The sequence below is a fragment of the Actinoplanes solisilvae genome, from assembly GCF_003999975.1.
GTDB classification, from domain to species: domain Bacteria; phylum Actinomycetota; class Actinomycetes; order Mycobacteriales; family Micromonosporaceae; genus Actinoplanes; species Actinoplanes solisilvae.
The window spans coordinates 432,350-453,467 of the sequence record NZ_RJAC01000001.1; the positions used below are offsets into that span (position 1 = coordinate 432,350).

At 70.2% G+C, this 21,118-nt stretch carries 24 protein-coding genes and 1 riboswitch; of the genes, 11 read left to right on the forward strand and 13 right to left on the reverse strand.

The genetic code is table 11. The features are described 5' to 3' along the window. Window positions 1-65: 65 nt before the first annotated feature. Both EER30_RS01995 and EER30_RS02000 read right to left on the reverse strand, forming a co-directional pair. Window positions 66-2,156, reverse strand: a complete 2,091-nt coding sequence (locus tag EER30_RS01995; RefSeq protein ID WP_127497651.1) for a signal peptidase I — start codon at window positions 2,154-2,156, stop codon at window positions 66-68. An 89-nt stretch (window positions 2,157-2,245) separates the two neighbouring features. After that, window positions 2,246-2,638: a hypothetical protein gene (locus EER30_RS02000; RefSeq protein ID WP_127497653.1), complete on the reverse strand. Its 393-nt coding sequence runs from the start codon at window positions 2,636-2,638 to the stop codon at window positions 2,246-2,248. A 15-nt stretch (window positions 2,639-2,653) separates the two neighbouring features. After that, a riboswitch (cyclic di-GMP riboswitch) is annotated at window positions 2,654-2,727 on the reverse strand. 297 nt (window positions 2,728-3,024) lie between these two features. Between EER30_RS02000 and EER30_RS02005 the strand changes: the two genes are divergently transcribed. After that, the gene (locus EER30_RS02005; protein ID WP_127497659.1) at window positions 3,025-3,441 is read left to right on the forward strand and encodes a type II toxin-antitoxin system VapC family toxin; all 417 of its coding nucleotides are present in this window, start codon (window positions 3,025-3,027) and stop codon (window positions 3,439-3,441) included. A gap of 49 nt (window positions 3,442-3,490) precedes the next feature. Here the strand turns inward: EER30_RS02005 and EER30_RS02010 are convergent, their stop codons facing one another. Together EER30_RS02010 and EER30_RS49555 are read right to left on the reverse strand one after the other, a co-directional pair. Then, complete coding sequence (locus EER30_RS02010) at window positions 3,491-3,802, reverse strand: hypothetical protein (protein ID WP_164842202.1); 312 nt, start codon at window positions 3,800-3,802, stop codon at window positions 3,491-3,493. Between the two features lie 104 nt (window positions 3,803-3,906). Beyond that, entirely contained in the window at window positions 3,907-5,496 is a 1,590-nt protein-coding gene (locus tag EER30_RS49555) for a serine/threonine-protein kinase (RefSeq protein ID WP_284699585.1), read from the reverse strand. A 140-nt stretch (window positions 5,497-5,636) separates the two neighbouring features. Here EER30_RS49555 and EER30_RS02020 point away from each other — a divergent pair, with 140 nt between their 5' ends. Continuing rightward, window positions 5,637-7,358, forward strand: coding sequence for a CocE/NonD family hydrolase (locus tag EER30_RS02020; protein ID WP_127497665.1), 1,722 nt, complete (start codon window positions 5,637-5,639; stop codon window positions 7,356-7,358). 48 nt (window positions 7,359-7,406) lie between these two features. On the opposite strand, the gene EER30_RS02025 is transcribed toward EER30_RS02020, so the two are convergent. Continuing rightward, a complete protein-coding gene (locus tag EER30_RS02025; protein ID WP_127497667.1) occupies window positions 7,407-7,769 on the reverse strand; it encodes a YybH family protein in 363 nt (120 codons plus the stop codon). A gap of 52 nt (window positions 7,770-7,821) precedes the next feature. Continuing rightward, window positions 7,822-8,997 carry a serine hydrolase domain-containing protein gene (locus EER30_RS02030; protein WP_127497669.1) on the reverse strand — a complete coding sequence of 392 codons (1,176 nt, stop codon included), beginning with the start codon at window positions 8,995-8,997 and terminating at the stop codon, window positions 7,822-7,824. A gap of 67 nt (window positions 8,998-9,064) precedes the next feature. Between EER30_RS02030 and EER30_RS02035 the strand changes: the two genes are divergently transcribed. The 5 genes from EER30_RS02035 to EER30_RS02055 all read left to right on the forward strand — a co-directional run bounded on the left by EER30_RS02035 (window position 9,065) and on the right by EER30_RS02055 (window position 12,988). Beyond that, a complete protein-coding gene (locus tag EER30_RS02035; RefSeq protein WP_127497670.1) occupies window positions 9,065-9,535 on the forward strand; it encodes a hypothetical protein in 471 nt (156 codons plus the stop codon). A gap of 38 nt (window positions 9,536-9,573) precedes the next feature. Next, window positions 9,574-9,945 (forward strand): VOC family protein, encoded by a 372-nt coding sequence (locus tag EER30_RS02040; protein WP_127497672.1) that lies wholly within the window; start codon window positions 9,574-9,576, stop codon window positions 9,943-9,945. Window positions 9,946-10,006: 61 nt separating this feature from the next. Continuing rightward, window positions 10,007-10,576: a dienelactone hydrolase family protein gene (locus EER30_RS02045; RefSeq protein ID WP_127497674.1), complete on the forward strand. Its 570-nt coding sequence runs from the start codon at window positions 10,007-10,009 to the stop codon at window positions 10,574-10,576. Between the two features lie 82 nt (window positions 10,577-10,658). After that, window positions 10,659-11,306, forward strand: coding sequence for an acyl-CoA-like ligand-binding transcription factor (locus EER30_RS02050; protein ID WP_240669706.1), 648 nt, complete (start codon window positions 10,659-10,661; stop codon window positions 11,304-11,306). Continuing rightward, a complete protein-coding gene (locus tag EER30_RS02055) occupies window positions 11,303-12,988 on the forward strand; it encodes an MDR family MFS transporter (RefSeq protein ID WP_240669707.1) in 1,686 nt (561 codons plus the stop codon). Before EER30_RS02050 ends, EER30_RS02055 begins: the two co-directional genes overlap by 4 nt. A gap of 211 nt (window positions 12,989-13,199) precedes the next feature. Here the strand turns inward: EER30_RS02055 and EER30_RS02060 are convergent, their stop codons facing one another. After that, the gene (locus EER30_RS02060; protein ID WP_127497676.1) at window positions 13,200-13,535 is read right to left on the reverse strand and encodes a YnfA family protein; all 336 of its coding nucleotides are present in this window, start codon (window positions 13,533-13,535) and stop codon (window positions 13,200-13,202) included. A 146-nt stretch (window positions 13,536-13,681) separates the two neighbouring features. Beyond that, window positions 13,682-14,038 carry an STAS domain-containing protein gene (locus tag EER30_RS02065; RefSeq protein ID WP_127497678.1) on the reverse strand — a complete coding sequence of 119 codons (357 nt, stop codon included), beginning with the start codon at window positions 14,036-14,038 and terminating at the stop codon, window positions 13,682-13,684. 342 nt (window positions 14,039-14,380) lie between these two features. Between EER30_RS02065 and EER30_RS02070 the strand changes: the two genes are divergently transcribed. After that, the gene (locus tag EER30_RS02070; RefSeq protein ID WP_240669708.1) at window positions 14,381-15,343 is read left to right on the forward strand and encodes an AraC family transcriptional regulator; all 963 of its coding nucleotides are present in this window, start codon (window positions 14,381-14,383) and stop codon (window positions 15,341-15,343) included. A 105-nt stretch (window positions 15,344-15,448) separates the two neighbouring features. Here EER30_RS02070 and EER30_RS02075 read toward each other — a convergent pair whose 3' ends face one another. Further along, complete coding sequence (locus EER30_RS02075) at window positions 15,449-15,802, reverse strand: hypothetical protein (protein ID WP_240669709.1); 354 nt, start codon at window positions 15,800-15,802, stop codon at window positions 15,449-15,451. 311 nt (window positions 15,803-16,113) lie between these two features. On the opposite strand from EER30_RS02075, the gene EER30_RS02080 reads away from it, so the two are divergent. Beyond that, complete coding sequence (locus tag EER30_RS02080; RefSeq protein WP_127497682.1) at window positions 16,114-16,404, forward strand: hypothetical protein; 291 nt, start codon at window positions 16,114-16,116, stop codon at window positions 16,402-16,404. Between the two features lie 20 nt (window positions 16,405-16,424). On the opposite strand, the gene EER30_RS02085 is transcribed toward EER30_RS02080, so the two are convergent. From EER30_RS02085 to EER30_RS02095, 3 genes are all read right to left on the reverse strand, one after another. Further along, a complete protein-coding gene (locus EER30_RS02085; RefSeq protein WP_127497684.1) occupies window positions 16,425-17,180 on the reverse strand; it encodes an anti-sigma factor in 756 nt (251 codons plus the stop codon). Then, window positions 17,177-17,785, reverse strand: a complete 609-nt coding sequence (locus EER30_RS02090; RefSeq protein ID WP_127497686.1) for a sigma-70 family RNA polymerase sigma factor — start codon at window positions 17,783-17,785, stop codon at window positions 17,177-17,179. The genes EER30_RS02085 and EER30_RS02090 overlap by 4 nt, the downstream gene beginning before the upstream one ends. An 82-nt stretch (window positions 17,786-17,867) precedes the next feature. Beyond that, on the reverse strand, window positions 17,868-18,764 hold the full coding sequence (locus tag EER30_RS02095) for a Gfo/Idh/MocA family protein (protein WP_127497688.1): 897 nt from the start codon (window positions 18,762-18,764) through the stop codon (window positions 17,868-17,870). A 110-nt stretch (window positions 18,765-18,874) separates the two neighbouring features. Here EER30_RS02095 and EER30_RS02100 point away from each other — a divergent pair, with 110 nt between their 5' ends. Both EER30_RS02100 and EER30_RS02105 read left to right on the forward strand, forming a co-directional pair. Then, window positions 18,875-19,240, forward strand: a complete 366-nt coding sequence (locus EER30_RS02100) for a hypothetical protein (RefSeq protein WP_127497690.1) — start codon at window positions 18,875-18,877, stop codon at window positions 19,238-19,240. Further along, window positions 19,233-19,652 carry a hypothetical protein gene (locus EER30_RS02105; RefSeq protein ID WP_127497692.1) on the forward strand — a complete coding sequence of 140 codons (420 nt, stop codon included), beginning with the start codon at window positions 19,233-19,235 and terminating at the stop codon, window positions 19,650-19,652. Before EER30_RS02100 ends, EER30_RS02105 begins: the two co-directional genes overlap by 8 nt. A 3-nt stretch (window positions 19,653-19,655) precedes the next feature. Here EER30_RS02105 and EER30_RS02110 read toward each other — a convergent pair whose 3' ends face one another. Next, window positions 19,656-21,116 (reverse strand): glutathionylspermidine synthase family protein, encoded by a 1,461-nt coding sequence (locus tag EER30_RS02110; RefSeq protein WP_127497694.1) that lies wholly within the window; start codon window positions 21,114-21,116, stop codon window positions 19,656-19,658. Between the last annotated feature and the right edge of the window lie 2 nt (window positions 21,117-21,118).

Sequence of the window (21,118 nt, forward strand, 5' to 3'; positions counted from 1 at the left end):
AATACACCCTAAATCGCCGCAAAGCAACACCAACCGGCTTCACCGAAAACAGCGCGGAACGCAATTCACGGGGATTCGGGCTCGGTGTTGCCGGCGAACCACGCCACGTGGGCCAGCGCCGTGGCCCTTGCCGCGACCAGGGCGACCTCGGCGTGCTCGATCAGCGTGGCGGCGTCCTGGTCGGCGTCGGACTGCGCGATACCCAGGCTCGCCTGCACGCTGATCGGACGGCCGTCAATCGACATGGCCTCGTTGACGATGCGCAGAATGCGTTTGGCGATGCCGTCGACAGCGGCGCGTCCGACATGTTCGAACAGGATCCCGAAGTTGTCGGCCTCCAGCCGGGCAACCAGATCGCGGGGGCGCACCGCCCGCCGCAGCCGCTCGGCGACCTCGATCAGCACCGCGTCACCGATCGCTGACCCGTGCTCGTCGTTGACAGCGGTGAACCCGTCCAGGTCCATGAGCATCAGGCATAGCCGGGTGCCGCCGGTCGTGTCGATCGCAAACCGGACCTCCTCCTGAAACAGCGACCCGTTGGCCAGGTCGGTCAGATCGTCCTTGGCCTCGGGCATGGACAGCTCCCAATGGGACGGGTCGGGTGCGTCCTTGCCGGCCCGAGCAACCACCGGTTGAGCCGTCGGCGCGGCCACCGTGGTGCTCGGCTCCGGCCAGGTGTCACCCCCGGAGCCGGTGGCGTACCAGTAGGTGGACGATTCGTCCTGCACCGAGAACATGGTGGAGTCCTCGGTGCGCCAGTGCGTGATGAGCAGGCTGTACCGCTCGGCCAGGCGGACCAGCGTGCGGAACTCGGTGACCCGCACGACCTGACGGGCGGCCGGGGGCGCTGTCGGCGTCACCTCGACCAGCAACGGACGGTAGCGCCGCCGGATGTCCTCCTCCTCGGCGACCGGGCGGTAGCGCCAGGCGGCGACCAGGAAGCCGATGGCCAGCAGGGAGCCCAGCAGCAGCGCGGCCGAGACGGCGCGGGCGGTGGAGACCCGGACGAGATCGCGGCCGCCGACGCCAAGGCTCTGCACGGCGACGATGCGGGCTGGCTTCGGGGCGGGGTCCGTCACGACGAGGCTGCCGTCGGCGACGGTCAGCACTGCCGGGGTGAGCTTGAGTTTCAGCGTGGGGGTGAACGGCGTCCCGGTCGCGGTGGCAACGCGCGCCACAACGGCCACCTCCACCTCGCCCGCGCCCATCCCGGCCGCCGCGGCGCCGGTGTCGGCCCGCGCCTGGAGTGCGTCCAGGTCCAGGTGCACGGTGCCGGTGTCGGCGGTGCCGGAGAAGGATCGTTCGGGGGAGAGCGGGACGGTGGAATGCCAGCCGCCGGCGTTGGACAGCCGGGCTTCCACGGAGATCTGGCCGGGTGGCCCGGTGTAGGCGTAGGTGACCGCGACGTCGTTGGCCACCGTGCGGAACACCGGCTCCGGCGAGGTGATGACGGTGCCGTCGTAGGCCGGTGTGGGTGCGACCGTGGTCGCGTAGGAGAAGGTCACCGCGCGGGCCGGCGGCTGCGGCGCGGGCATGGACAGCGACGGCGGCCGGGTCCACGCCGCAACGCCGAGCACGGCACCGGGCAGGCCGAGGGCGGCAAGAAGGAGCGCGGTGACGCGCAGCCGCGGCGAGCGCAGGGCGGCCAGGACCGCCGTCATGCCTGGCGCCGCGGGCGGCTCGATGTTCGTGCCGGCCATGCGTAGCCTCCGTCGTCTGCGGCGCCGCACGGCGGTGCCGGAGCCCAGCACCAACATGAACGCAGCGCCGGCGAGCACCGGCGGGCTGGTCAGCCGCCGCAGCCAGATGCCGCCGGCCGGGATGTGCAGGACGGCGCGCCCCAACAGATCCGCCGCCGTCGGGCGCCCGGGATCGGTGGACTGGTTGTTGTCGCCCTTGGTGGTGAATCCGGCCCCATCACCGCCGATGATGCGGTGCAGGATGGTGACGCCCCCGCCGTGGTAGGCCACGATCTGACCACGATGGTACGAGGACGAGCGCGCCACGACCACGAGGTCACCGGCGTGGTAGACGGGCTGCATGCTGACGCCGTTGGTGACGACGTAGGAGATCCGGTGGGTCAGTGCGGCCCAGCCGCCGAGGACCATGGCCCCGACCAGGACCACGGTCACCACCAGCCACAGTCTGCGGCGCATGCCCACCCCAGGCCGACGCTACCAAAGCCCAGATGCCGGCCCGCCCCGAAAGGGCGAACCGGCACCAGAGTGATGTGCGTCAGGAACCGTCAGCTGGAGATCACGATGCTGATCGATGCCAGGGTGGCGGTCGGGGTTGTCAGACCGAAGCTGTAAATATCATCACTGCTGGTCGGGGCGTTTAGTGGGGCTGCAAGCGACACGGGAGCAGTGAGATCATCGTTGAGTGTGACGATGGCACCGGCCTGGAGCGGGTCCACGAACGTCACGGTGACGTTGTCGACCAAACCACCCGTGGTGCCGTAGACGATGGATTCCACGGTGGCACCGGTAACGGTCTGTTCCACTGAGCCGACGCCGACGACCTGCGAGCTGCTAACGACGCCCAGATCTACGCCGGACGCGGTGAAAGCGGTGCCGCCGGCGGCGACCATGCCGGCCACGGCCAGTGATCCGAGAAGCTTGATCGATAGGAGGTTCATGGGTTTCTGCTCTCTTTCGGCAGTCCGGCTGACCTGACGGTCCCGTGACTTTGCGTCCCCGGCTTGCACCGGGTTTGCCTTTCTCGGTAGACCCGACCGCCCCGTTGGCCCGCTGGCCAGATGAACGCCGGTCTCTGTACAACGCATAATCTGCGCCTCACCGGTAGCGGTGCGGGTGCCCGCTCTGGTGCAACCGGGTTGCGACCGACCGAGCCCGTCCGCCGACGCGCTCACCTCATGGCGATTCGCCAAGCCCTGTTGGAGGCGGCCTTGCGCCGCGAGCGGCTGGCCGAGATGAAGCGCGCGTTCCTGCGTCGGCCTATGTCGGAGCCGGATGGGGCCAACCTCGCTGACGACATCGTTCGCGAGCGCGAGGGTTAAGCGCAGTGATCTATTTGGACTCGGCGGCTGCGGTCAAGCTCGTTCATGCGGAAGCCGGCTCCGCTGCCCTGCGGGACTTCCTGGTGGAGCGTTCGGCGATCGAGTGGGTCAGCTCGAGTCTCGTGGAGATCGAGACGTACCGCGCGTTGGTGCGAGCCACCGTGCCCGCTGACATGCCCGCGGTTATCGATCAGTTTCATGCGTTGCTTGATCTCATCGTCCGGGTCGAGATCGATTCCAGGATTCGCATCCTCGCCCAGACGGTCGCCCCACCTACCGTGCGCAGTCTGGACGCCATCCATCTGGCCACCGGGCTGCGCCTCCGAGGTCGGAATCGGCTGACCTCGTTCGTGACCTATGACAGACGGCTGGCCGAGGCGGCCTCAGGCGCCGGCCTTGTCGTCGACATGCCTACCGGCTGACTCGGCGGACCGCTCAACGCCAGGCGGCCGAAGCCGCCTGGCGGGAAGGCTATTCGGCGTAGCGGGTGGGTGGGAACGGATTGTCCTTGCTGAGGGGAATGTTCTCGCCCTCGGCCTCCTGGCGCGCGGTGACACTTTCGATGTCCTGCTCGTCGGTGTCGGCCTCGGCGTCGAACGGGACCGGGTCGTCGGTCGCGGCCGGGACGTCGGCTGGGTCGTAGTCGGTCAGGCCGGCGTCGGCGCGTTCTGTCGCGGTGCGGCGGGCCAGCTCGTCGTCGTCGATGTGTGCGGGGGTGCCGCCGTGGAAACGGCGGTCGCGGTGGCCCTCGGCCGCCTCGGTGTGCAGGTGTTCGTCAGCCATGTCGCTTCCCCTTCCGGTCGGGCTCATGCCCAGGGTGTGTGCTACCCGGGTGTTGTCGTGGATAACCGGGAGGGTGCCCTGGATCGCATCGGCGGCGCCGGCGGTCAGAGCGGCAGCACGACCGGCGTCGGCGTGTCCCCCACGCAGGTCACAGCCATCCGGTATTTCGCGGTGGGGCTGTTGAAGAGGACCCTCGCCGTGAACGCCGGCCCCGGCTCGATCGGCTGGGCCGTGAAGCCTTGCGCGGGTTCGAGCGCGACCAGCGACGCCTTTCCCTGTGCACAGGTGGCCAGGACGGACCCGCCGGGCGACTCGAGTCGTTTGCCCGGCGGCGGTGCCGACTGCGCCGGTGGCGGGTCGGTCGTCGTGGTGGGTTCGGCGGGACGGCTCACGGTCGGTGACACCAATGGCGCTGCGGAGCGTGTGGTCGACGGGACGGCGCCGTTACCGTTGGTCGTCCCGCGGCCGGGGAGGCCCGCGACGGTGGGCAGGGCTCCGGTGCGGCCCACGACGTCGGCTGAGGGCTTGACGGAGGCGCCGGGGGCGGACGGTCCGGCGGTGGTGGGCGCGCCGGCCGACGGGCGCCGGTGCTCCGCCCCGGGGTCGGCGGCCACGAGCCAACCCACCAGGGCAGCGACCACGACGGCGGCGAGACCACCGGCCAAAAGATATTTCCGGCGTACGTGGGCCGGGCCGCCCCGGTGCACCGAAGGCGCGGGGCCCGGACGGTCGATCACCGTGGTCGGCCAGGCCGAGTTGTGCTGCGGCCCCAGCCGCGGTGAGTCGTTGCCGACGCGGGTCGGGCCGGCTGCCGCGACGAGCGGAGGATCGTTCGGCCGCGCGCCATAACGCGGCGGCTCGGTCTCAACCCGCGCGGGCGCGGCCTCGGCGGCGTCACCCAGCGTGGCCGACACCTCGCTCGCGGACGGACGGTCGCCGGGATCTTTCAGCAGGCAGCGGTCGATCAGGTCGGCGACCGCACCGGGCACGCCCGGCAGATCGGGCAGTGGCTGCGGGTCGACGTACACATGGGCCTCGAGCATCTGGGTCGTGCTCTCGACACTCCACGGCGACTCGTGGGCCAGCAGCCGATAGAGCAGCACGCCGAGGGCGTAGACGTCGGAGGCGGGCACCACCGCGTCGCCGGTGAGACGCTCGGGCGCCAGATAGGCGGGCGTGCCGACCAGCCTGTCCTCGGGGTCGGCGGGACCGGCCGCGGCGGCGATGCCGAAATCGACGACCTTGACGCCCGTCGGGGTGACCATGATGTTCGCCATCTTGATGTCGCGGTGGACCAGCCCGTCCTCATGGGCGGCGGCCAGGCCGGCGGCCACCTCGCCGCAGATGCGGAAGATCGTACGGGGCGGCAGCGGCCCGGCCGCGACCCGCTGCTGCAGCGTCGGGCCGTTGACCAGTTCCATCACGACATAGGGCAGCGGGACGCCGTCCTCCTCGGCCTCGCCGTAGTCGTAGACCTGGGCGATGTTCGGATGCGAGAGGGTGGCGGCCGCGCGGGCCTCGTCGCGGATGCGGGCGCGCGACTGCGGGTCACCGGCGAAGCGGCCGGCCAGCACTTTGACCGCGACCGAGCGACCCAGCACCTCGTCGCGGGCGCGCCACACCACGGCCATCCCACCGGTGCCGAGTTCGTCCAGCAATTGGTAGCGACCGTCGAGCGCCTGCCGAACCTTCACCCGTGGCAGTCTGCCCTTCCGGCCGCGAAATCGCACATCCGAACAAGGCTCGAATTTCGTTCGCTTTCGCATTTCACCGTGATCGACATATCGTTTCCGGGATTCACTTTCCGGCTGCCCTGAATTGATCAAGGAGTGGAATGGCCAACTCGATGCGGCAACGACTGGCGGACGCCGCGCTCGGCCGGCTCCTGCGACAGGCGCCGGCGGTGAACGACTACACGGTCGCGACGGTGCACACGCGCATGCGTGACGGGGTCGTGCTGCTGGGCGACCACTTCACGCCGGTCACACCCCGCCCCCGGGGCACAGTTCTGATCCGTACGCCGTACGGCCGCGGCTTTCCGTCGTCGGCGCTGAACGGGCGGCTGTTCGCGGCGCGCGGCTACCACGTGGTGATCCAGAGCGTGCGCGGCACGTTCGGGTCGGGCGGCCGCTTCGAGCCGATGGCGCAGGAGACCGCCGACGGCCACGACACCGTCGTCTGGCTGCGGGAACAGCCGTGGTTCGACGGACGGCTGGCCACGCTGGGCGCGTCCTATCTGGGTTGGGCACAGTGGACCATGCTGCAGGACCCGCCGCCCGAATTGCGGACAGCGGTGGTTTATGTCGCTCCACACGATTTCCGCGAAGCGGTCTTCGGCACCGGCGCGTTCACGGTCGGCGACTTCCTCGGCTGGAGCGACATGATCGCCCATCAGGAGGACGGCGGGCTGCTCCGGCGGGCGGCCAGCGGCATGTCGGCGCAGCGACGGCTTCGCCCGGCCCTCGGCGGTGTGCCGCTGCCGGACGCGGCCGACCCGGTGCTGCAAGGCCGCGCACCCTGGTATCGCGAATGGCTCTCCCACCCCGACGGCGACGATCCCTGGTGGGCGCCCTATCGGGCGGGCGAGGCGCTGAGCCGCGTCGACGTTCCGGTCTTGCTGATCAGCGGCTGGCAGGACCTTTTCCTCGATCAGACCCTTCAGCAGTACGAGGCCTTGCGTGCTCGCGGTGTCGAGGTGGGCCTGACCGTGGGCCCGTGGACGCACCTGCAGATCGGCTTGCAGGGCGCCGCGGTCGTGGCCCGTGAGAGTCTCGCCTGGCTCGACCAGCACATGGCCGACGGCCCGCCGGCCCGCACCTCCCCCGTCCGGGTCTTCCGCACCGGCGAACGCCGCTGGCACAGGATGGCTGCCTGGCCTCCGCCCTCGGCCCCCGCCGTCTTCCAGCTCCACGCCGATCATTCGCTGACGCTGTCCGCGACCCCTCCGCCCGCCGAGCCCGCGTCGTCGCCACGGGCCGACCAGGCGGCTGCGCAACCGCTCAGCGCCGGAGACGAGACGCTGTCCTTCCGGTACGACCCCGCCGACCCGACGCCGACCGCCGGCGGCCGCACGCTCACCGGCTCGATGGGCGTCAAGGACAACAGATCGCTGGAGGCCCGGCCCGACGTGCTGGTCTTCACGACCGACCCGCTGCCCACGGCGGTCGACGTGATCGGCACGCCGGTGCTCGACCTGGCCGTCGCCGTCGACCCGGCGCACGCCGACGTCTTCGTGCGGCTCTGCGACGTCGACTCGCACGGCCGCTCGCGCAACTTCGCCGACCGGATGCTGCGGCTCGACCCCGCCGTGCCCGTCGGCGAGGTGCAGCACCTGACGCTCACCCTCGACCCGTGCTTCCACCGCCTCGCGGCCGGTCACCGCCTGCGGCTGCAGATCTCGGGCGGCTCGTTCCCCCGGTTCGCCCGCAATCTGGGTACCCCCGGCGCCCCGGCCGAGGCGCACACGCTCTGGCCGCAGGACCACACCGTCCACTGCGCCCGATCACGGCTGACCCTGCCGGTTGCCGCGACTGAGGGCTATTCAGGGCCTGCCTAGACCCGCACCGTGCCGCTAGCCACCGCCCTGAACAATCCTCATGGTTGATCATTTATTGCGAGGCTGCTTCATCCACCATTCGGTGAACTGGCGCGCCTGCCCGGAATTGTCGAGCCGCAGGACCCACAAATTGCTGTAGGTGTCCTTCGGATATGTCGTCGTGGCCTCGATGATCGCCAAGTCCTCGGTGACGATCAACGGGTGCCACTCGAACGTCGTACTCCCCGGGTCGTCCTTGATCTTCAACCACTGTTCGACGATCGCGTCGCGGCCGAGCCACGGTTTCGCGAACGGCTCGGTGAAATAGGCCGCGTCCTCGGCGAACAGGCCGGCGATCTGCCGCGGATCGTTGGACTCCCACGCCTTGCGGTAGTTGCCGACCCATGCCGTCACCGCGTCGAGACTGGTCATCGAGCCTCCCCAGGCCGCCCCGCCCAGCGGTTGGCCGGGGCCGCCCTCCACCCTACAAATTCTCTTCGTACGCCAGTTTGCCGAACTCGGTGAGCGCACCGCTCCACAACAGGTCGCTGACCTGGCTCAGCACGATGAAGATCAGGCCCTCGCGCGGGTCGGTGAACCAGTCGGTGCCGAAGCCGCCCGACCAGCCGTAGCGACCCGGGCCGCCCACCTCGTCGGCCTTGACCGTGACGCCGAGCCCGTAGCCCCAGCCGGAGCCGCTGAGGAAGAAGCCGCCGCTCTCGATCTGCTCGGGGGTGAGGTGGTTGCTGGTCATGGCGGCGACCGACTTCTCGGAGAGCAGCCTCGTGCCGCCGTGGACGCCGCCGTTGAGCAGCATGCGGGTGAACGCCAGATAGTCGTCGGCGGTGGACAGCAGGCCGCCGGAGCCGTTCGGGAAAGCCGGCGGCGTGCTCCACACCTCGCGCGGTTCGATCTCGGACCGGATCAGCATGCCGGTCGAGCTGTCGGTCTGATAGTGGAGCGGGATCTCGGCGACCCGGTCGGCGGGCAGCGAGAAGCCGGTGGAACGCATGCCGAGCGGGGCGAAGACGCGATCGTGCAGCAGGTCGCCCAGCGTCGAGTCGGTGGCGCGGGCGAGCAGCACGCCGAGGACGCGGGTGCCGACGTTGTACATCCAGGTCTCGCCCGGCTGGTGGATCAGTGGCAGCGAGCCGAAGCGCTGGATCCAGTCGTCGGGGCCGAGCCGGGTGCGTGGCTCGGGCTCGGCCAGGCGCAGGTCGAGGTCGCGCCAGGCCTGGACGATCGGATAGGGCGGGTCGGTCTCGTGGTCGGGCCCGAGCACGATGCCGAAGCCGAGGGTGAAGGTCAACAGGTCTTCCACCGTGACCGGGCGGACGGCCGGGACCGTGTCGCCGAGCGGGGCGTCGGGGCGGGCCAGTACGCGCTGACCGGCCAGCTCGGGCAGGAACGTGGCCACCGGCTCCTCGAGGTCGAGCACGTCGTCCTCGGCGAGCATCAGCGTGACGGCGGCCAGCACCGGCTTGGTCATCGAGGTGATGCGGAACGGGGTGTCGCGGCGCATCGGCACGTCGCCGCCGAACGCGGTGACGCCGACCGCGTGCACCACCTCGTCGTCGCCGCGCGCCACCACACCCACGAGGCCGGGGAAGTCACCGCGCTCGACCCGCGCGGTCATCGCTTGCCAGAGCTGACTCGACATGGCTCCACCCTGCCAGCACCCACCGACATTTTCAGTTGTTGTCGGCGGTCGTCGCTATCGTCTGCCCATGAATCACGACTGGCGGCACCTGCCGGCCCCCGCCCGGCCGATCGCGGCGGCGGCGTCGGCGGCGGTGCTCGCGGCCCAGGCCCACGACAGCGACGCGCTCGACGCCGCGACCGCCGGCCTGGCCGCCCTCGACCCGGCGCAGACCGGCCTGATCGTCGGCACGGCCGTCCGCCTGCTGCTCGAGCGCGCCCACCCCGACGGCCTCGACGCCGACGCCGTCCGCGAGGTGCTCGCGAAATCCGTGCGGGCCGCTGCCGCGTGGCGCCCCGACGTCGATCCCCAGGTCGTGCTCTACCTGCTGGCCGCGGCCCTCGGCGTGCTCGACGAAGAGGCGACACCCGCGCCCAAGCCCGCCGAGCTGGCCCTGCACGCCGCCCTGCTCCTGGCCGACCTGCTCGGGGCTCAGCCGCCGCAGGGGCTGCTGACCGCCGCTCTGCGCGAGATAGAGCACACCCAGCTCAACGACTGAGTCGTTGAGCACCGGGCGGCGATGAGAGGGAGGCAGCCATGACGACGACCCGAAACGATCCGGCGCTGCTGCTCCGTCCGATGCTGCACGTGAGCGACCTGGCCGCGTCGATCGCGTTCTACCAGCAGCTCGGCGGCGAGGTCATCCACGGCGACAGCGACTGGGTGCTCATGCAGCTCGGCACGGTCCAGATCGGCCTGCTGACCCGCCCGCCCGACCGCGACCGCGGCGAAGACACGCTCGAGCTCACGTTCGACGCGGCGATGCCCCTGGCCGAGCTCGAGTCCCAGCTCCACCGGGCCGGCATCCCGGTCGGCGAGGTCGGCGCCGACCGCGACTTCGGCGAGCAACTCCACGTCCGTACGCCTGAGGGCCTGCTTCTCAAGATCGGACGGCGCGAGCCAGGCTAGCGTTGTGAGCTGCGCGGCAGTCCTTCCGCGCCGGGTCCACGCGTCCGGCACCATTGCCCCTATGGCGTCGGTCACGATCTTCCACTCCCTCTACGGCTTGCGACCGGCCGTCCTGATCGCGGCCGAGCGGCTGCGCTCGGCCGGGCACACCGTCGTCACTCCCGATCTCTACGGCCATCCCGCCGCCGACTCGGTCGAGGAGGGCGCGGCCCTGGCCGGCCGGGTCGGGTGGGACGAGATCGTCAGCCGGGCCCGCGCGGCGCTGCGCGACATGCCACCTCGTACGGTGCTGGCCGGCTTCTCGATGGGCGCGGGCGTGGCCGACGCACTGCTGCCCGAGCGCCCCAACACCGCCGGTTTGCTGCTGTTCTCCGGCGCGCCGGCCGCGACGCCGCAGGTCCGGCCGGGGCTGCGGGCCCAGTTGCACATCGCCGACCCCGACCCGGGGTTCGTGCCGGCCGCCGACGTCGCGCGCTGGATCGAGGGGATGACCGCGGCCGACGCGATCTTCGAGGTCTATCGTTACCTGGCCGTGGGCCACCTCTGGATGGACGAGGGCCTGCCCGGCCACGATCGTTTCGCGACCGACCTGGTCTGGGAGCGCTGCTGCGAGTTCCTGCGCTTCTCGTGACGCTTTTCGCGCGAGGTAACGAGCATCACTGCACTCGATAAAAGTTTGCACGTTGTGCAACTTCGCGTCTAGCGTGCTCCGCGTGGTCGGGACAGCGAGCAAAACGATCTCGGCCACCGCGCCGAATCGCCGGGATCGTAAGAAGCAGCAGACGCGTGCGGCGCTCATGGCGGCCGCTCTGCGCCTGGTGGACGAGCGCGGTCTCGACGGCGTGACCGTCGAGGCCATCAGCGAGGCGGTCGACGTCTCCCCGCGTACGTTCTTCAACTACTTCGCCACCAAGGACGACGCCGTGCTCGGCGGCCCTCTCCCCACCGGCCCTTCGATGCGCGAGCGCCTGCTGGCCGTACCGGCTGAAGTGGCTCTTGTCCCGGCTCTTCTTGAGGCGATGAGCGCCGACATCCGGGAGGTCCAGGCCGAGCGCGACTTCTGGCTCCGCCGGCTGCGGGTGATCAAGAACAATCCGTCGCTGCTGCCCCTGCTCGTCGCGCGCGGGGAGTGCGCCGAGGAGGAGACGATCGCCGCCGTCGCCGCCCGCACCGGCCTGCCCGCCGACAGCCTCTTCCCCCACCTGGTCGCCTCGCTCGTCGGCGCCGCCTTCCGCACCGCCATGATGCGCTGGGCCACCTCGGGCGACACCGACCTCCACGACCTCGTCCGCGAGGCCTTCGACGTGCTCGCCGTCGGCCTCGCCGCACCAGCACCTACTCACGAGGAAGTCAGTAAATGACACTCACCAGTCCGTCCGACCGACCGGAACCGGTCCTCCAGGCGGAGGCGACGGTCGCCGAGGACGCCGTCGCCCTCGGCGGTGTACCGGTCACGGCGGAAGCGGTCGACCAGGCCGTCGCGGCGAACGGCGATTCCGGCCGGATGTCGCGCCGCGAGGTCGTTCAGGCCCTCTCCGGCCTGATGCTCGGCATGTTCGTGTCGATCCTCGCGTCGACCATCGTCTCCAACGCGCTGCCCCGGATCATCGCCGATCTGCACGGCAGCCAGTCCGTCTACACCTGGATCGTCACCACCGAGCTGCTGGCGATGACGGCCACCGTCCCGCTCTGGGGCAAGCTGGCCGACCTCTACAACAAGAAGCTGCTGATCCAGATCTCGCTGCTGCTCTTCGTGGCCGGCTCGCTGATCGCCGGCTTCACCCCCGACGTCGGCGTCCTCATCGTCAGCCGCGTCGTGCAGGGCATCGGCGCGGGCGGCATGACCGCGCTGGCCACCATCGTGATGGCCGCGATCATCCCGCCGCGCGAGATGGGCCGCTACTCCGGCCTGTTCGGCGCCGTCTTCGGTCTCGCCACGATCGCCGGCCCGCTGATCGGCGGCGTCATGGTCGACACGTCGTGGCTCGGCTGGCGCTGGTGCTTCTTCATCGGCGTCCCGTTCTCGCTCGCCGCGATCTTCCTCCTCCAGAAGACCCTCCACCTTCCTTCCGTACGCCGCCCCGGCGTGAAGATCGACTGGCTGGGTGCTTTCCTGATCACCGCCGGTGTCAGCACGCTGCTGATCTGGTCGACCCTCGCGGGGCAGCACTTCGCGTGGGCGTCGTGGGAGACCGCGCTCTTCGTGGCCGGTGGCGTGCTGCTGCTGGCGCTGGCGGTGTGGGTCGAGTCCCGCGCCGACGAGCCGATCATCCCGCTGCGCATCTTCCGCAACCGCACCGTCACCCTGGCGATCGTGGCCAGCGTGCTGGTCGGCGTGGCGCTCTTCGGCGGCACGGTGTTCCTGTCGCAGTACTTCCAGGTTGCGCTCGGTAAGTCCCCGACGGTCGCCGGCCTGCTGAGCCTGCCGATGATTTTCGGTCTGCTCGTCTCCTCCATCGTCGCCGGAGCTCTCATCACGAAATTCGGCAAGTGGAAGATTTACCTGGTCATCGGTGCGGCCGTCATGACAGTCGGCATGCTCCTGCTGAGCACGATCGGCGCGACCACGGCGATCCTGACCATCTCGATCTTCATGGCGGTGCTGGGCATCGGCGTCGGCATGCTCATGCAGAACCTGGTGCTGGCCGCCCAGAACGACGTTCCCGCGGCGGAACTGGGCGCGGCGACGTCGACGCTGACGTTCTTCCGCAGCATGGGTGGCGCGATCGGGGTGAGCGCCCTGGGCGCCGTGCTGGCCAGCAAGGTGACCTCGGGCTTCGCCGAGAAGTTCGGGGCCGCGGCGGGCGGCGGCGGGACGGCGGACGTGCCGGACATCAGCACGCTGCCCCCGCAGGTGCTCGACGCCGTGAAGGACATCTACGGCAACGCGACGGCGGAACTGTTCCTCATCGGCGCGCCGATCGCCTTCGCAGCCGTGATCGCGGTGCTCTTCATCAAGGAGAAGCCGCTCTCGACGCTGAGCGGCGAGGAGCGCCGGGCCCAGGAAGAGGAAGCCGCGGCAACCGGAATCCCGCTGCACTGAGCACTTGAAGCCGGCTCGCCCGGCGGAACAGGACCGGGTCGTCCCCAATCGGGACGGCCCGGTTTCGTCTGTGGATAACTTCAGCGCTCCGCGGCCCGATGGGCGTACGGTCGCCCCCACACCCCGGGTGGGTGGGGTGGCTAGAGGGGCGCAGGCGGGGAATGGCGGCTCGTCCGGCGCGGCGAGGGCGTAGGCGGGGAGTGACGGCTCGTCAGGCGCTGCGAGGGGCGTACATGATGACGGCCACGCCGGCCAGGCAGAGCAGGGCGCCGGCGATGTCGTAGCGGTCGGGGCGGAAGCCGTCGACGATCACGGCCCAGGCCAGCGAGCCCGCCACGAAGACGCCGCCGTAAGCGGCGAGGATGCGTCCGAAGTGCGAGTCGGGCTGCAGGGTCGCGACGAAGCCGTAGGCGCCCAGCGCGAGCACCCCGGCGCCCACGAAGAGCAGGCCCCGATGTTCGCGCACGCCCTGCCAGACCAGCCACGCCCCGCCGATCTCGGCGAAGGCGGCCAGCACGAACAGGGCGATCGAGCGCAGAACCGTCATGCGCCCGATTCAAGCAGCGCCCGCGCGACCCACTGCGAGCAGCACGCCCTCAAGGGCACGTGCCCCGCAAAGAATGTCGCCCCGCAAGACCGCAGCCTTACAAGACCGCAGCCTCACAAGAACGCAGCCCCGCAGGAAAGCGCGGGTCAGGACGGGCGCAGGCCCACCGACGTGCGCGGCGAGGGTGGCTCGGCGCAGCCCAGCAGCCCGACCAGGCCCGACACCCAGAGCTGGCGGTAGACCGTCGGGCTCGGGTGGCTCACCACCAGCTTGATGCCGCTGGCCGCCGCGGTGTGGAAGCACGCGACGAGAATGCCGATGCCGATGCTGTCGATCAGCATTACGCGCTGCAGGTCGAGGCAGATCTTGCCCGGCGTGGAGCTGGTCAGCACGTCGTTGACGGCGTCCCGCATCACGTGGGCGTTGTCCAGATCGATCTCACCACTGGGCGCGATCTCAACGGTGCCATCAGCCAACTGGCGCGTGGTGATCGGCAGATACACGGCTGCCCTCTTCCTGGCGTCGAGGATGACTCACGCCAACTTGCCGCGCGGAGGACGCACGCCTGGTCACTGAACACCTTCTCGTGACCTCGGTGAGCGTCGGACGCCTCGCCCAGGCGCCGCTCTCCAACCGCGTTCCTTCAACAATCCGCTGGTCTGCAAGTTACGCCACGTAGGCGCGGAACGCCAGAGTAGTTCATATGGCCTGAATGTGCTGGAACGGTCAGTGCTCGGCGGGTACGTTGACGTTCCACGTGCCGGGGTCGAATACTCACCGTATGCGATGGAGCCCACTTCGGCATGGTTGACATCTCCCCGAGGTCCGGCCCCGCGTTCTCCGAAATGCCAGAAGTAGTCCCGTTCAGCGGGGTAGATATCGAGGAAGCACGCTCTGTGCTAAATCGTTTCTACTACCCGGTGGCGGTGGGGACGCCGGAGGACGCGGGTGACTTCCGGCTTGGCGTCGGAGTGATCCAACTCGGACCCCTAACGGTCGGACAATTGAGCTTTTCCAGCCCGGTGACGCTGCTGGTCGCCGAGCTCGACGCCTATCACGTGAGCATGCCGACCCAGGGTTTCCTGCGGGCCCGGCACGCCGGCCGCGAGGTCGTCGCCGGCCCGGCCACCGGTGTCATCTTCGGTCCCGGCAGCCCGGTCTACACGTCGCGCGAGGCGAATTCGGCCGAGCTGGCGGTCAAGGTCGAACGCAAGGCCCTCGAGGAGGAGCTGTCCGGCCTGCTGGGTCGCCCGATCGAGGGACCTCTGGACCTCCCCCCCGAGGTGGACCTTTCCACCGGTCCGGGGTGCAGCTGGAGTCGCCTGATCAGGTTGCTCTGCGACGAGCTCGAGTTCTGCGACAGCCTCTTCTACGAGCCGCTGATGGCCGAGCAGGTCCGCAGCACCGTGCTCACCGGCCTGCTGCTGAGCCTCCCGCACCGCTATCACGGCGAGTTGACCGGACCGGTCAGCGCCGGGCCGCCCCGCGCCATCCGCCGGGTCGTGGACGCGATTCAGAACGAGCCCGAGCGGCCCTTCACGGTGACCGAACTGGCCCGCGTCGCGAACATGAGCGTCCGCTCGTTGCAGGAGGGATTCCGCCGCCACGTGGGCACAGCGCCGATGAACTATCTGCAGCAGGTGCGCCTCGGCCGGGCCCACGAGGCCCTGCGGCGGGGGGACCCGGCTCGCCTGACCGTCGCCTCCGTGGCACACCGATGGGGCTTCGCGCATCTGGGCCGCTTCGCCTCGGCCTACCGCGACCGATTCGGAGAGTCACCCTCGGCGACCCTGCGATCGCCCGGCTGATCACGCAGGTGCGTCAAGGCGATCAAGCATTGAAGCCCGGCTGATCACGCAAGTGAGGAAGTGCGGCGAAGCGCGACTACCCGCTGATCACGCGAAAAGCCGAATTCACTCCCCCGGGTCACAACGTCGCGGCTGCCGCACCTCGTCGGGAGTCGCGGAGGTGGGGGCGAGCCCGAAAAGATGACCACGGGGCGGCACCCACTCGCGCCACGGCCCGAGCCGCATCGGGACCGCGGCCAGGTCACCGTCGCCGGCGCCGCGCTGCGTGCGCAGATAGGCCAGTACCCGGGCCGCGGCCTCGCTGCCGTCCTCGGCCAGCCCCAGCAGCAAGCGATGGGCGTCGTCGGCCGGATCGAGGCCCGGCCCGTCGGCGGCGGGACGGCGCAGCAGGGCAGCCAGGCCCGCCAGGGCCTGCAGCACGTCGCATGCGTCCCGCTCGGCATCGGACAGGCTGGTCACGACCGCCCTCCCCGACTCTCGGTCATGTTTCCCCCTCACCCCGCCCGAATCGCGGCGAACCCGGCGTCTCCGCCGGACCCCCGAGAAAGGACGTCAAGGCGAAAATGTATTCGTCCCGCTACTAAGCGTCCATCCGTAACGCGCAAGTCCTGTCCAGTTAGCGCTCAGTTTGACCGCCGGACAGCATGATCGTCCCTTTCGAGCACCAGGTCAGCGCGGGCGGGGGCCGCTCAGCCGGGACGCACGCCACACCTGGATCAGGAGGCGTGCCGACGGGGTAGTACGGAGACAGCCAAGCGATGGAGGACATCATGACCGACGAGATCCGGCCGCCGTTGGAGGAGACCCAGGAGGTCGCGGACGCCGTCGAGGACGACGTCGCGGTGGACGCGTTCATCACGGGCGGCGGGACCGACCGCGACACCCCCGAGTTCCTGCAGCCAGGCGAGGAGCCCCACGTGCGCACGGGCGCCGACCAGCAGTGGGACCCTGAGGACCTGGCTGTCGCCGAGGGCCGCGACCCGACGCCGGCGAACATCGAGCGCGCCCGCGAGGAGCTGGAGCGCGACGGCGCCGCCGCCATCGAACGCACCGTCCCCTGAGGACCCGGCCGCAACAAGGCTCAGGCGAGTTTGACGTCGGCCACCAGCGGCATGGTCGGCGTCCGGGAACCCCGGGGCGGCTCGAGCGTCAACCCGACGTCGGTCGCACCGGGCAGCCCCTCGACCACCACGACATCGGTCTGCTGACCCTCGTTCAGCACGCCGGCCGAGGCCGGGGCGCTGCCGGGGCGGATCGCCCACAACTGGTAGACCCGGCCGGCCGGTGCGGCACCGGCGTCCAGCAGCACTACACCGGCGTTCTGCAGGCGCGAGGTGGCCACCGTGACCCGGCCTCCGGTCGAGACGGCCTGCCGGCTCAGCACCACGTCGGGCGAACCGAGGATCACCCGAGCCCGCTCGGCTTCGGCGCGCGCTTGCTGGGCGACCGCGCGCTCCTCCCGTACGCGCTGGTCCTGGACGGCATAGACGGTCGTGCCGGCCCCGACCGCCGCGACCACCACGGCGGCCGCGGCAGTGAGCCGCTGCCAGCGGAAACTCTTTCGCCGGGCGGGCGCCGCCTCGGAAGGCGACGAGGGAGGTGAAGCCGGAGAGACCTGACGCGTACGCCCGATCTCGGCCATCACGCTCTCGCGGAGCCACGGCGGCGGCACCGACCAGGTGTCGTCCGCGAGGCGCGCGGTCGTCTCCCGCAGCTCGTCGACCTCGGTCCGGCAGGCGTCGCACTCGCGCAGGTGCCGCTCGAACGAGACGCGTTCGAGGTCGTCCACCGCGTCGAGCACGTAGGCGCCGGCGAGGGCGTGGATCTCCGTGGTCATGCCGAGACCCCCGTTCCCATGCAGTCACGCAACCGGATCAACCCGTCGCGCATTCTCGTCTTCACCGTCGGCAACGGCGTTCCGAGGAGTTCGGCCACCTGTGGGTACGAATGGCCCTGGTAATAGGCCAACGTCACCGCCTGCCGTTGCAGTTCAGTGAGCCCATCGAGACAGCGGCGCACCTGCTGACGTTCCAGCCGGCCCGAGACCTCGTCGGCGACGGCGTCGTACGGGGTGTCGACCGAGGCGACCCCGACCCGGATCGTGCGTTCGGTCGCGGCCTGCTCGGAGCGCACCCGGTCGACCGCCCGCCGGTGCGCGATCGTGAAGATCCACGCCGTCGCCGAGCCGCGCGCCGGGTCGAAGCGGGCCGCCGTGCGCCACACCTCGACCAGCGCTTCCTGGGTGACCTCCTCGGCCTGGGCCGGATCGCGAAGCACCCGCCGGATCAGCCCGTAGACGCGCGGCGCCACCAGGTCGTAGAGCCGGCCGAACGCTTTCTCGTCGCCCCGGGCCACCGCGCGCAGCAGCTCGCTCCCGTCGGGGGCCGACGGCGGATCGGGGACCGCCGAAAGGGGCCGACGGTTGGTGCCGCGCTCCGCCATCAGGGGTCCGCCTCTCGCCGTTGCCGTCATTCAACGCGGATTCGGCGCCCCCACACCAGCGGATGGGTGCCCTTTCTCAATGTCAGCCCAGAGCCACCGTACGACCGGAAGTGATCGCTTCCTGGGCGGCGACCAGAATCGCGGTGACCTCGGCGCCGAAGTGCACGTCCAGCGACGGTGACGGACCCCCGGCGGCGGCCGCGATGATCTGGTCGATCGCGCGGGCGAACGCCTCGGTCGGGGCCCAGGGCGCCTGCGGCACCGAACGCACGCCGGCCTCCCCGGCGAACAGGGCGTCTTCCCGCTCGGCGGCCGGCGGCGCGTCGAGCGAGAGGGTGAGGTTGCTGATCGTGCCACCGGCGTGGCGCAGCAACAGGTGGGTCATGTCGCGCGGCCCGGCCAGCCCGGCCACCTCGGTCACCGCTCCCAGCACGGGCAGCACCAGCGCCAGCGCGTGCGGGCCGACGTCCCAGAGGCCGCCGCTCTCCTTGCGCCACGGCGACGCGCCGAACGGGTTGTCGTCGGTGAAGATCGAGCCGATGTGATCGACCCGGGCCTCGGTCCAGCCGCCGGTGGCCGCCGCGTCGGTGACGAACTCGGCGATCTGCGGCATGAGGCGGCGGGTGAAGAAGACCACCGAGGCGAGGTTGCGCTCGGTCACGGCGTCGACGATCGCGGTGGCGTCCTCGACGGTGAAGGCGACCGGCTTGTCGAGCAGCAGGTGACGGCCGGCCCGGGCGGCGCGCAGGGCGAGCGGGGCCTGAATGTCCGGCGGCAACGCGAAGGCCACGGCGTCGACATCGGCGATCAGAGCGTCCTGGTCGGCGTACGCCTGGGTGATGTGCAGACTCGCCAGCTCGGCGGCCTTGTCGGGATTGCGTCCCCAGATTCCGACGAACTCGACGTCGGGGTGGGCGGCCAGAGCGGGGGCGTGCGTCAGATGCGCCCAGGGTCCCGTGCCGAAAAGTCCGAAGCGCATTTAGGGTTGCCTGCCTCTCTGGCTGAATTAGTTACTTTCGGTTTCCGCCGCGGAGCGGATCAGCCCAGCCGCAAGCTACCAGGCCGAGATCCATCAGTACGCTGTGCCGGGTGAACGGTCCTCTGTCGGTGGTGACCATCGTCGCTGCCCTGGTGCTGGCGGCGTGGTATCTGTTGCGTTCCGCCCTCAACCGCGCCCCCAGCCGCGTCGACCTGCTGCTCGCGGCGGCCTTCAGCGTGCTGATCGCGGTCTTCACCGTGGTCGCGGTCGTGAGCCTGTTCGGCGACTCGCGCCCCTCCGACACGGCGACGTTCGTCGGCTATCTGATCACCACGTTCGCCTTCATACCGGTGGCGCTCTATCTGGCCCGCCTCGAGCCGACCCGCTGGGGCAGCCTCATCCTCGGGGTGGCCTGCCTGGTGATCCCCGTCCTGGTGCTGCGGCTGCAGCAGATCGCGGAGGTGACCGGTGCCTGAAGCCTCAGCCCGTCCGCGCGACGCCGCTCTGGGCAGCGGCCTCGGTCGCGTGCTGATTCTGGTGTACGGGGTCTTCGCGCTCTCGGCCAGCGCCCGTGCCCTCGTGCAGATCACGACCCACTTCAGCGAGGCCCCGCTGGCCTACCTGCTCTCGGCCTTCGCCGGCCTGGTCTACATCTCGGCGACCGTCGGGCTCGCGGTCGGCGGCGTTCGCGGCCGGCTGATAGCCCTGGTCAGCTGCACCATCGAGCTGCTCGGCGTGCTCACGATCGGCATCCTGAGCGTGGCCGACGCGGGCGACTTCCCCGACGACACCGTCTGGTCCCGCTTCGGCAGCGGCTACGGCTACGTCCCGCTGGTGCTGCCGTTCATCGGCCTCTGGTGGATCTGGCGGCACCGCCCGCGGAACTGAGTGTCAGTCGGCCTCGATCGTGTGCGGCACGAAGAAGCTCATGTTGTTCGTCACCAGGCCGTTCACGCCCAGCCCCTCGCGGATGCCCATGCCGGCCGGCTCGCCGTCGACCAGCCACGAGCCGATCACCGGGTGCACGACGCCCTCAAGCCCCTCGAACGACGGGAGTTCACAGAGCTCCTGTACGACGTAGCGGCCGTCAGCGCCGTACTCGGAAGGGTTTTCGGTGATCTTCTCGCCGTCGCGGACGAGCGTGACCGAACCGCCCTCGCGGCCCCAGATCGGCTTCTTGGCGTAGCTCTTGAGCTCCGACGCCTTGGAGGACTCGGCGAAGTAGGCCGGGAGCAGGTATTTGCTGCGCTCGGGGTGATCGCCGAAGAGCATCCACAGCACCGGCAGGATCGCCTTGTTGCCCAGCAGGGCGGCCTTGTAGGGCGGCTCGATCCAGACCGTGCCGTGCTTGGTGGGGTCGGCCATGTTGCGGAAGAAGGCCTTGCCGCCCTCCTCGGTCCAGAACCACTCCCACGGATAGAGCATGAAGATGATGTCGATCGGCTCGGACTGGTGTTCCTTGCCGGGGCCAGGGACGAAGACCACGCGGTCGCCGGCGACGTCCCAGCCGATCTGGCTCATCGCGATCAGCTCGACCGGGTAGCCGGCCTCCTCGGCCGTGGACATCATGTAGGCCACGTTCATCCGGTCCTCGCCGGAGGTCTCGGACGTCTCGTAGGCGAAGAAGATCTTCGGCTTCTCGGGGAGCCAGGTGCGCGCCTCACGGAGCTTGTCGATGTTGCGGCGCCAGGCGCCCGGGTCGCCGGGCTCGCCGGGGGCCGAGGGCCAGCCGGCGAGGCGGTCGTGGATCGAGTTCCACTGGCGCCACGGGTGCTGGGTGAGGTTGGTCTGGTCGGCCCAGTGCCACTGGATGACCGCGCTCTCGACCAGCGAGGTGGGCGTCTGCGCGTTGAACTCGAGCAGCTTGGGCGTGCTGCCGGCGCCGTTGTACCAGAGGTCGAAACGGCCGTAGACGCTCGGCGAGTAGTCGGGCGTCTCCATCGGCAGCCGCATGTCGGGGTCTTTGTCGTAGTGCGTCCACGTCTCGGCGTCGCCGTCGAACCACGTACGGATGATCTGCTCGTGGGCGAACTCGGGGACGCCGATCTTGGCCAGGAAGCAGGTGCCGGGGTTGCAGATGGACGCGAAGTAGCCCTCGCGGCGGCCCTGCACGGTGTGGCGCGGGCACTGCTTCACCATCCAGTCGCCGGCCTCGATGCACATCTCGTACAGCGCGGTGGTGGCCGTCTCGAGCTCTTCGATCTCGGCGGCGGTGAAGTCGTAGTACGGCCCCTCCTGCCAGTACGAGACCATCGACCCGTCGGGCAGTTCGGTGTCGTTGTAGGTGAGGCCGAGGCTGAAGTTGGTGAGCTTCCAGCCGTCGCGGACCGGACCGTGGGGAACTCTGCGCACGC

Coding starts and splice junctions, on each gene's coding strand:
- EER30_RS02035 (WP_127497670.1), top strand. CDS start 9,065: ATGAATCACGACTGGCGGCACCTGCCGGCCCCCGCCCGGCCGATCGCG.
- EER30_RS01995 (WP_127497651.1), bottom strand. CDS start 2,156: ATGCGCCGCAGACTGTGGCTGGTGGTGACCGTGGTCCTGGTCGGGGCC.
- EER30_RS02025 (WP_127497667.1), bottom strand. CDS start 7,769: ATGACCAGTCTCGACGCGGTGACGGCATGGGTCGGCAACTACCGCAAG.
- EER30_RS02070 (WP_240669708.1), top strand. CDS start 14,381: ATGCCAGAAGTAGTCCCGTTCAGCGGGGTAGATATCGAGGAAGCACGC.
- EER30_RS02010 (WP_164842202.1), bottom strand. CDS start 3,802: ATGGCTGACGAACACCTGCACACCGAGGCGGCCGAGGGCCACCGCGAC.
- EER30_RS02000 (WP_127497653.1), bottom strand. CDS start 2,638: ATGAACCTCCTATCGATCAAGCTTCTCGGATCACTGGCCGTGGCCGGC.
- EER30_RS02095 (WP_127497688.1), bottom strand. CDS start 18,764: ATGCGCTTCGGACTTTTCGGCACGGGACCCTGGGCGCATCTGACGCAC.
- EER30_RS02020 (WP_127497665.1), top strand. CDS start 5,637: ATGGCCAACTCGATGCGGCAACGACTGGCGGACGCCGCGCTCGGCCGG.
- EER30_RS02060 (WP_127497676.1), bottom strand. CDS start 13,535: ATGACGGTTCTGCGCTCGATCGCCCTGTTCGTGCTGGCCGCCTTCGCC.
- EER30_RS02040 (WP_127497672.1), top strand. CDS start 9,574: ATGACGACGACCCGAAACGATCCGGCGCTGCTGCTCCGTCCGATGCTG.
- EER30_RS02055 (WP_240669707.1), top strand. CDS start 11,303: ATGACACTCACCAGTCCGTCCGACCGACCGGAACCGGTCCTCCAGGCG.
- EER30_RS02030 (WP_127497669.1), bottom strand. CDS start 8,997: ATGTCGAGTCAGCTCTGGCAAGCGATGACCGCGCGGGTCGAGCGCGGT.
- EER30_RS02045 (WP_127497674.1), top strand. CDS start 10,007: ATGGCGTCGGTCACGATCTTCCACTCCCTCTACGGCTTGCGACCGGCC.
- EER30_RS02090 (WP_127497686.1), bottom strand. CDS start 17,785: ATGGCGGAGCGCGGCACCAACCGTCGGCCCCTTTCGGCGGTCCCCGAT.
- EER30_RS02085 (WP_127497684.1), bottom strand. CDS start 17,180: ATGACCACGGAGATCCACGCCCTCGCCGGCGCCTACGTGCTCGACGCG.
- EER30_RS02080 (WP_127497682.1), top strand. CDS start 16,114: ATGACCGACGAGATCCGGCCGCCGTTGGAGGAGACCCAGGAGGTCGCG.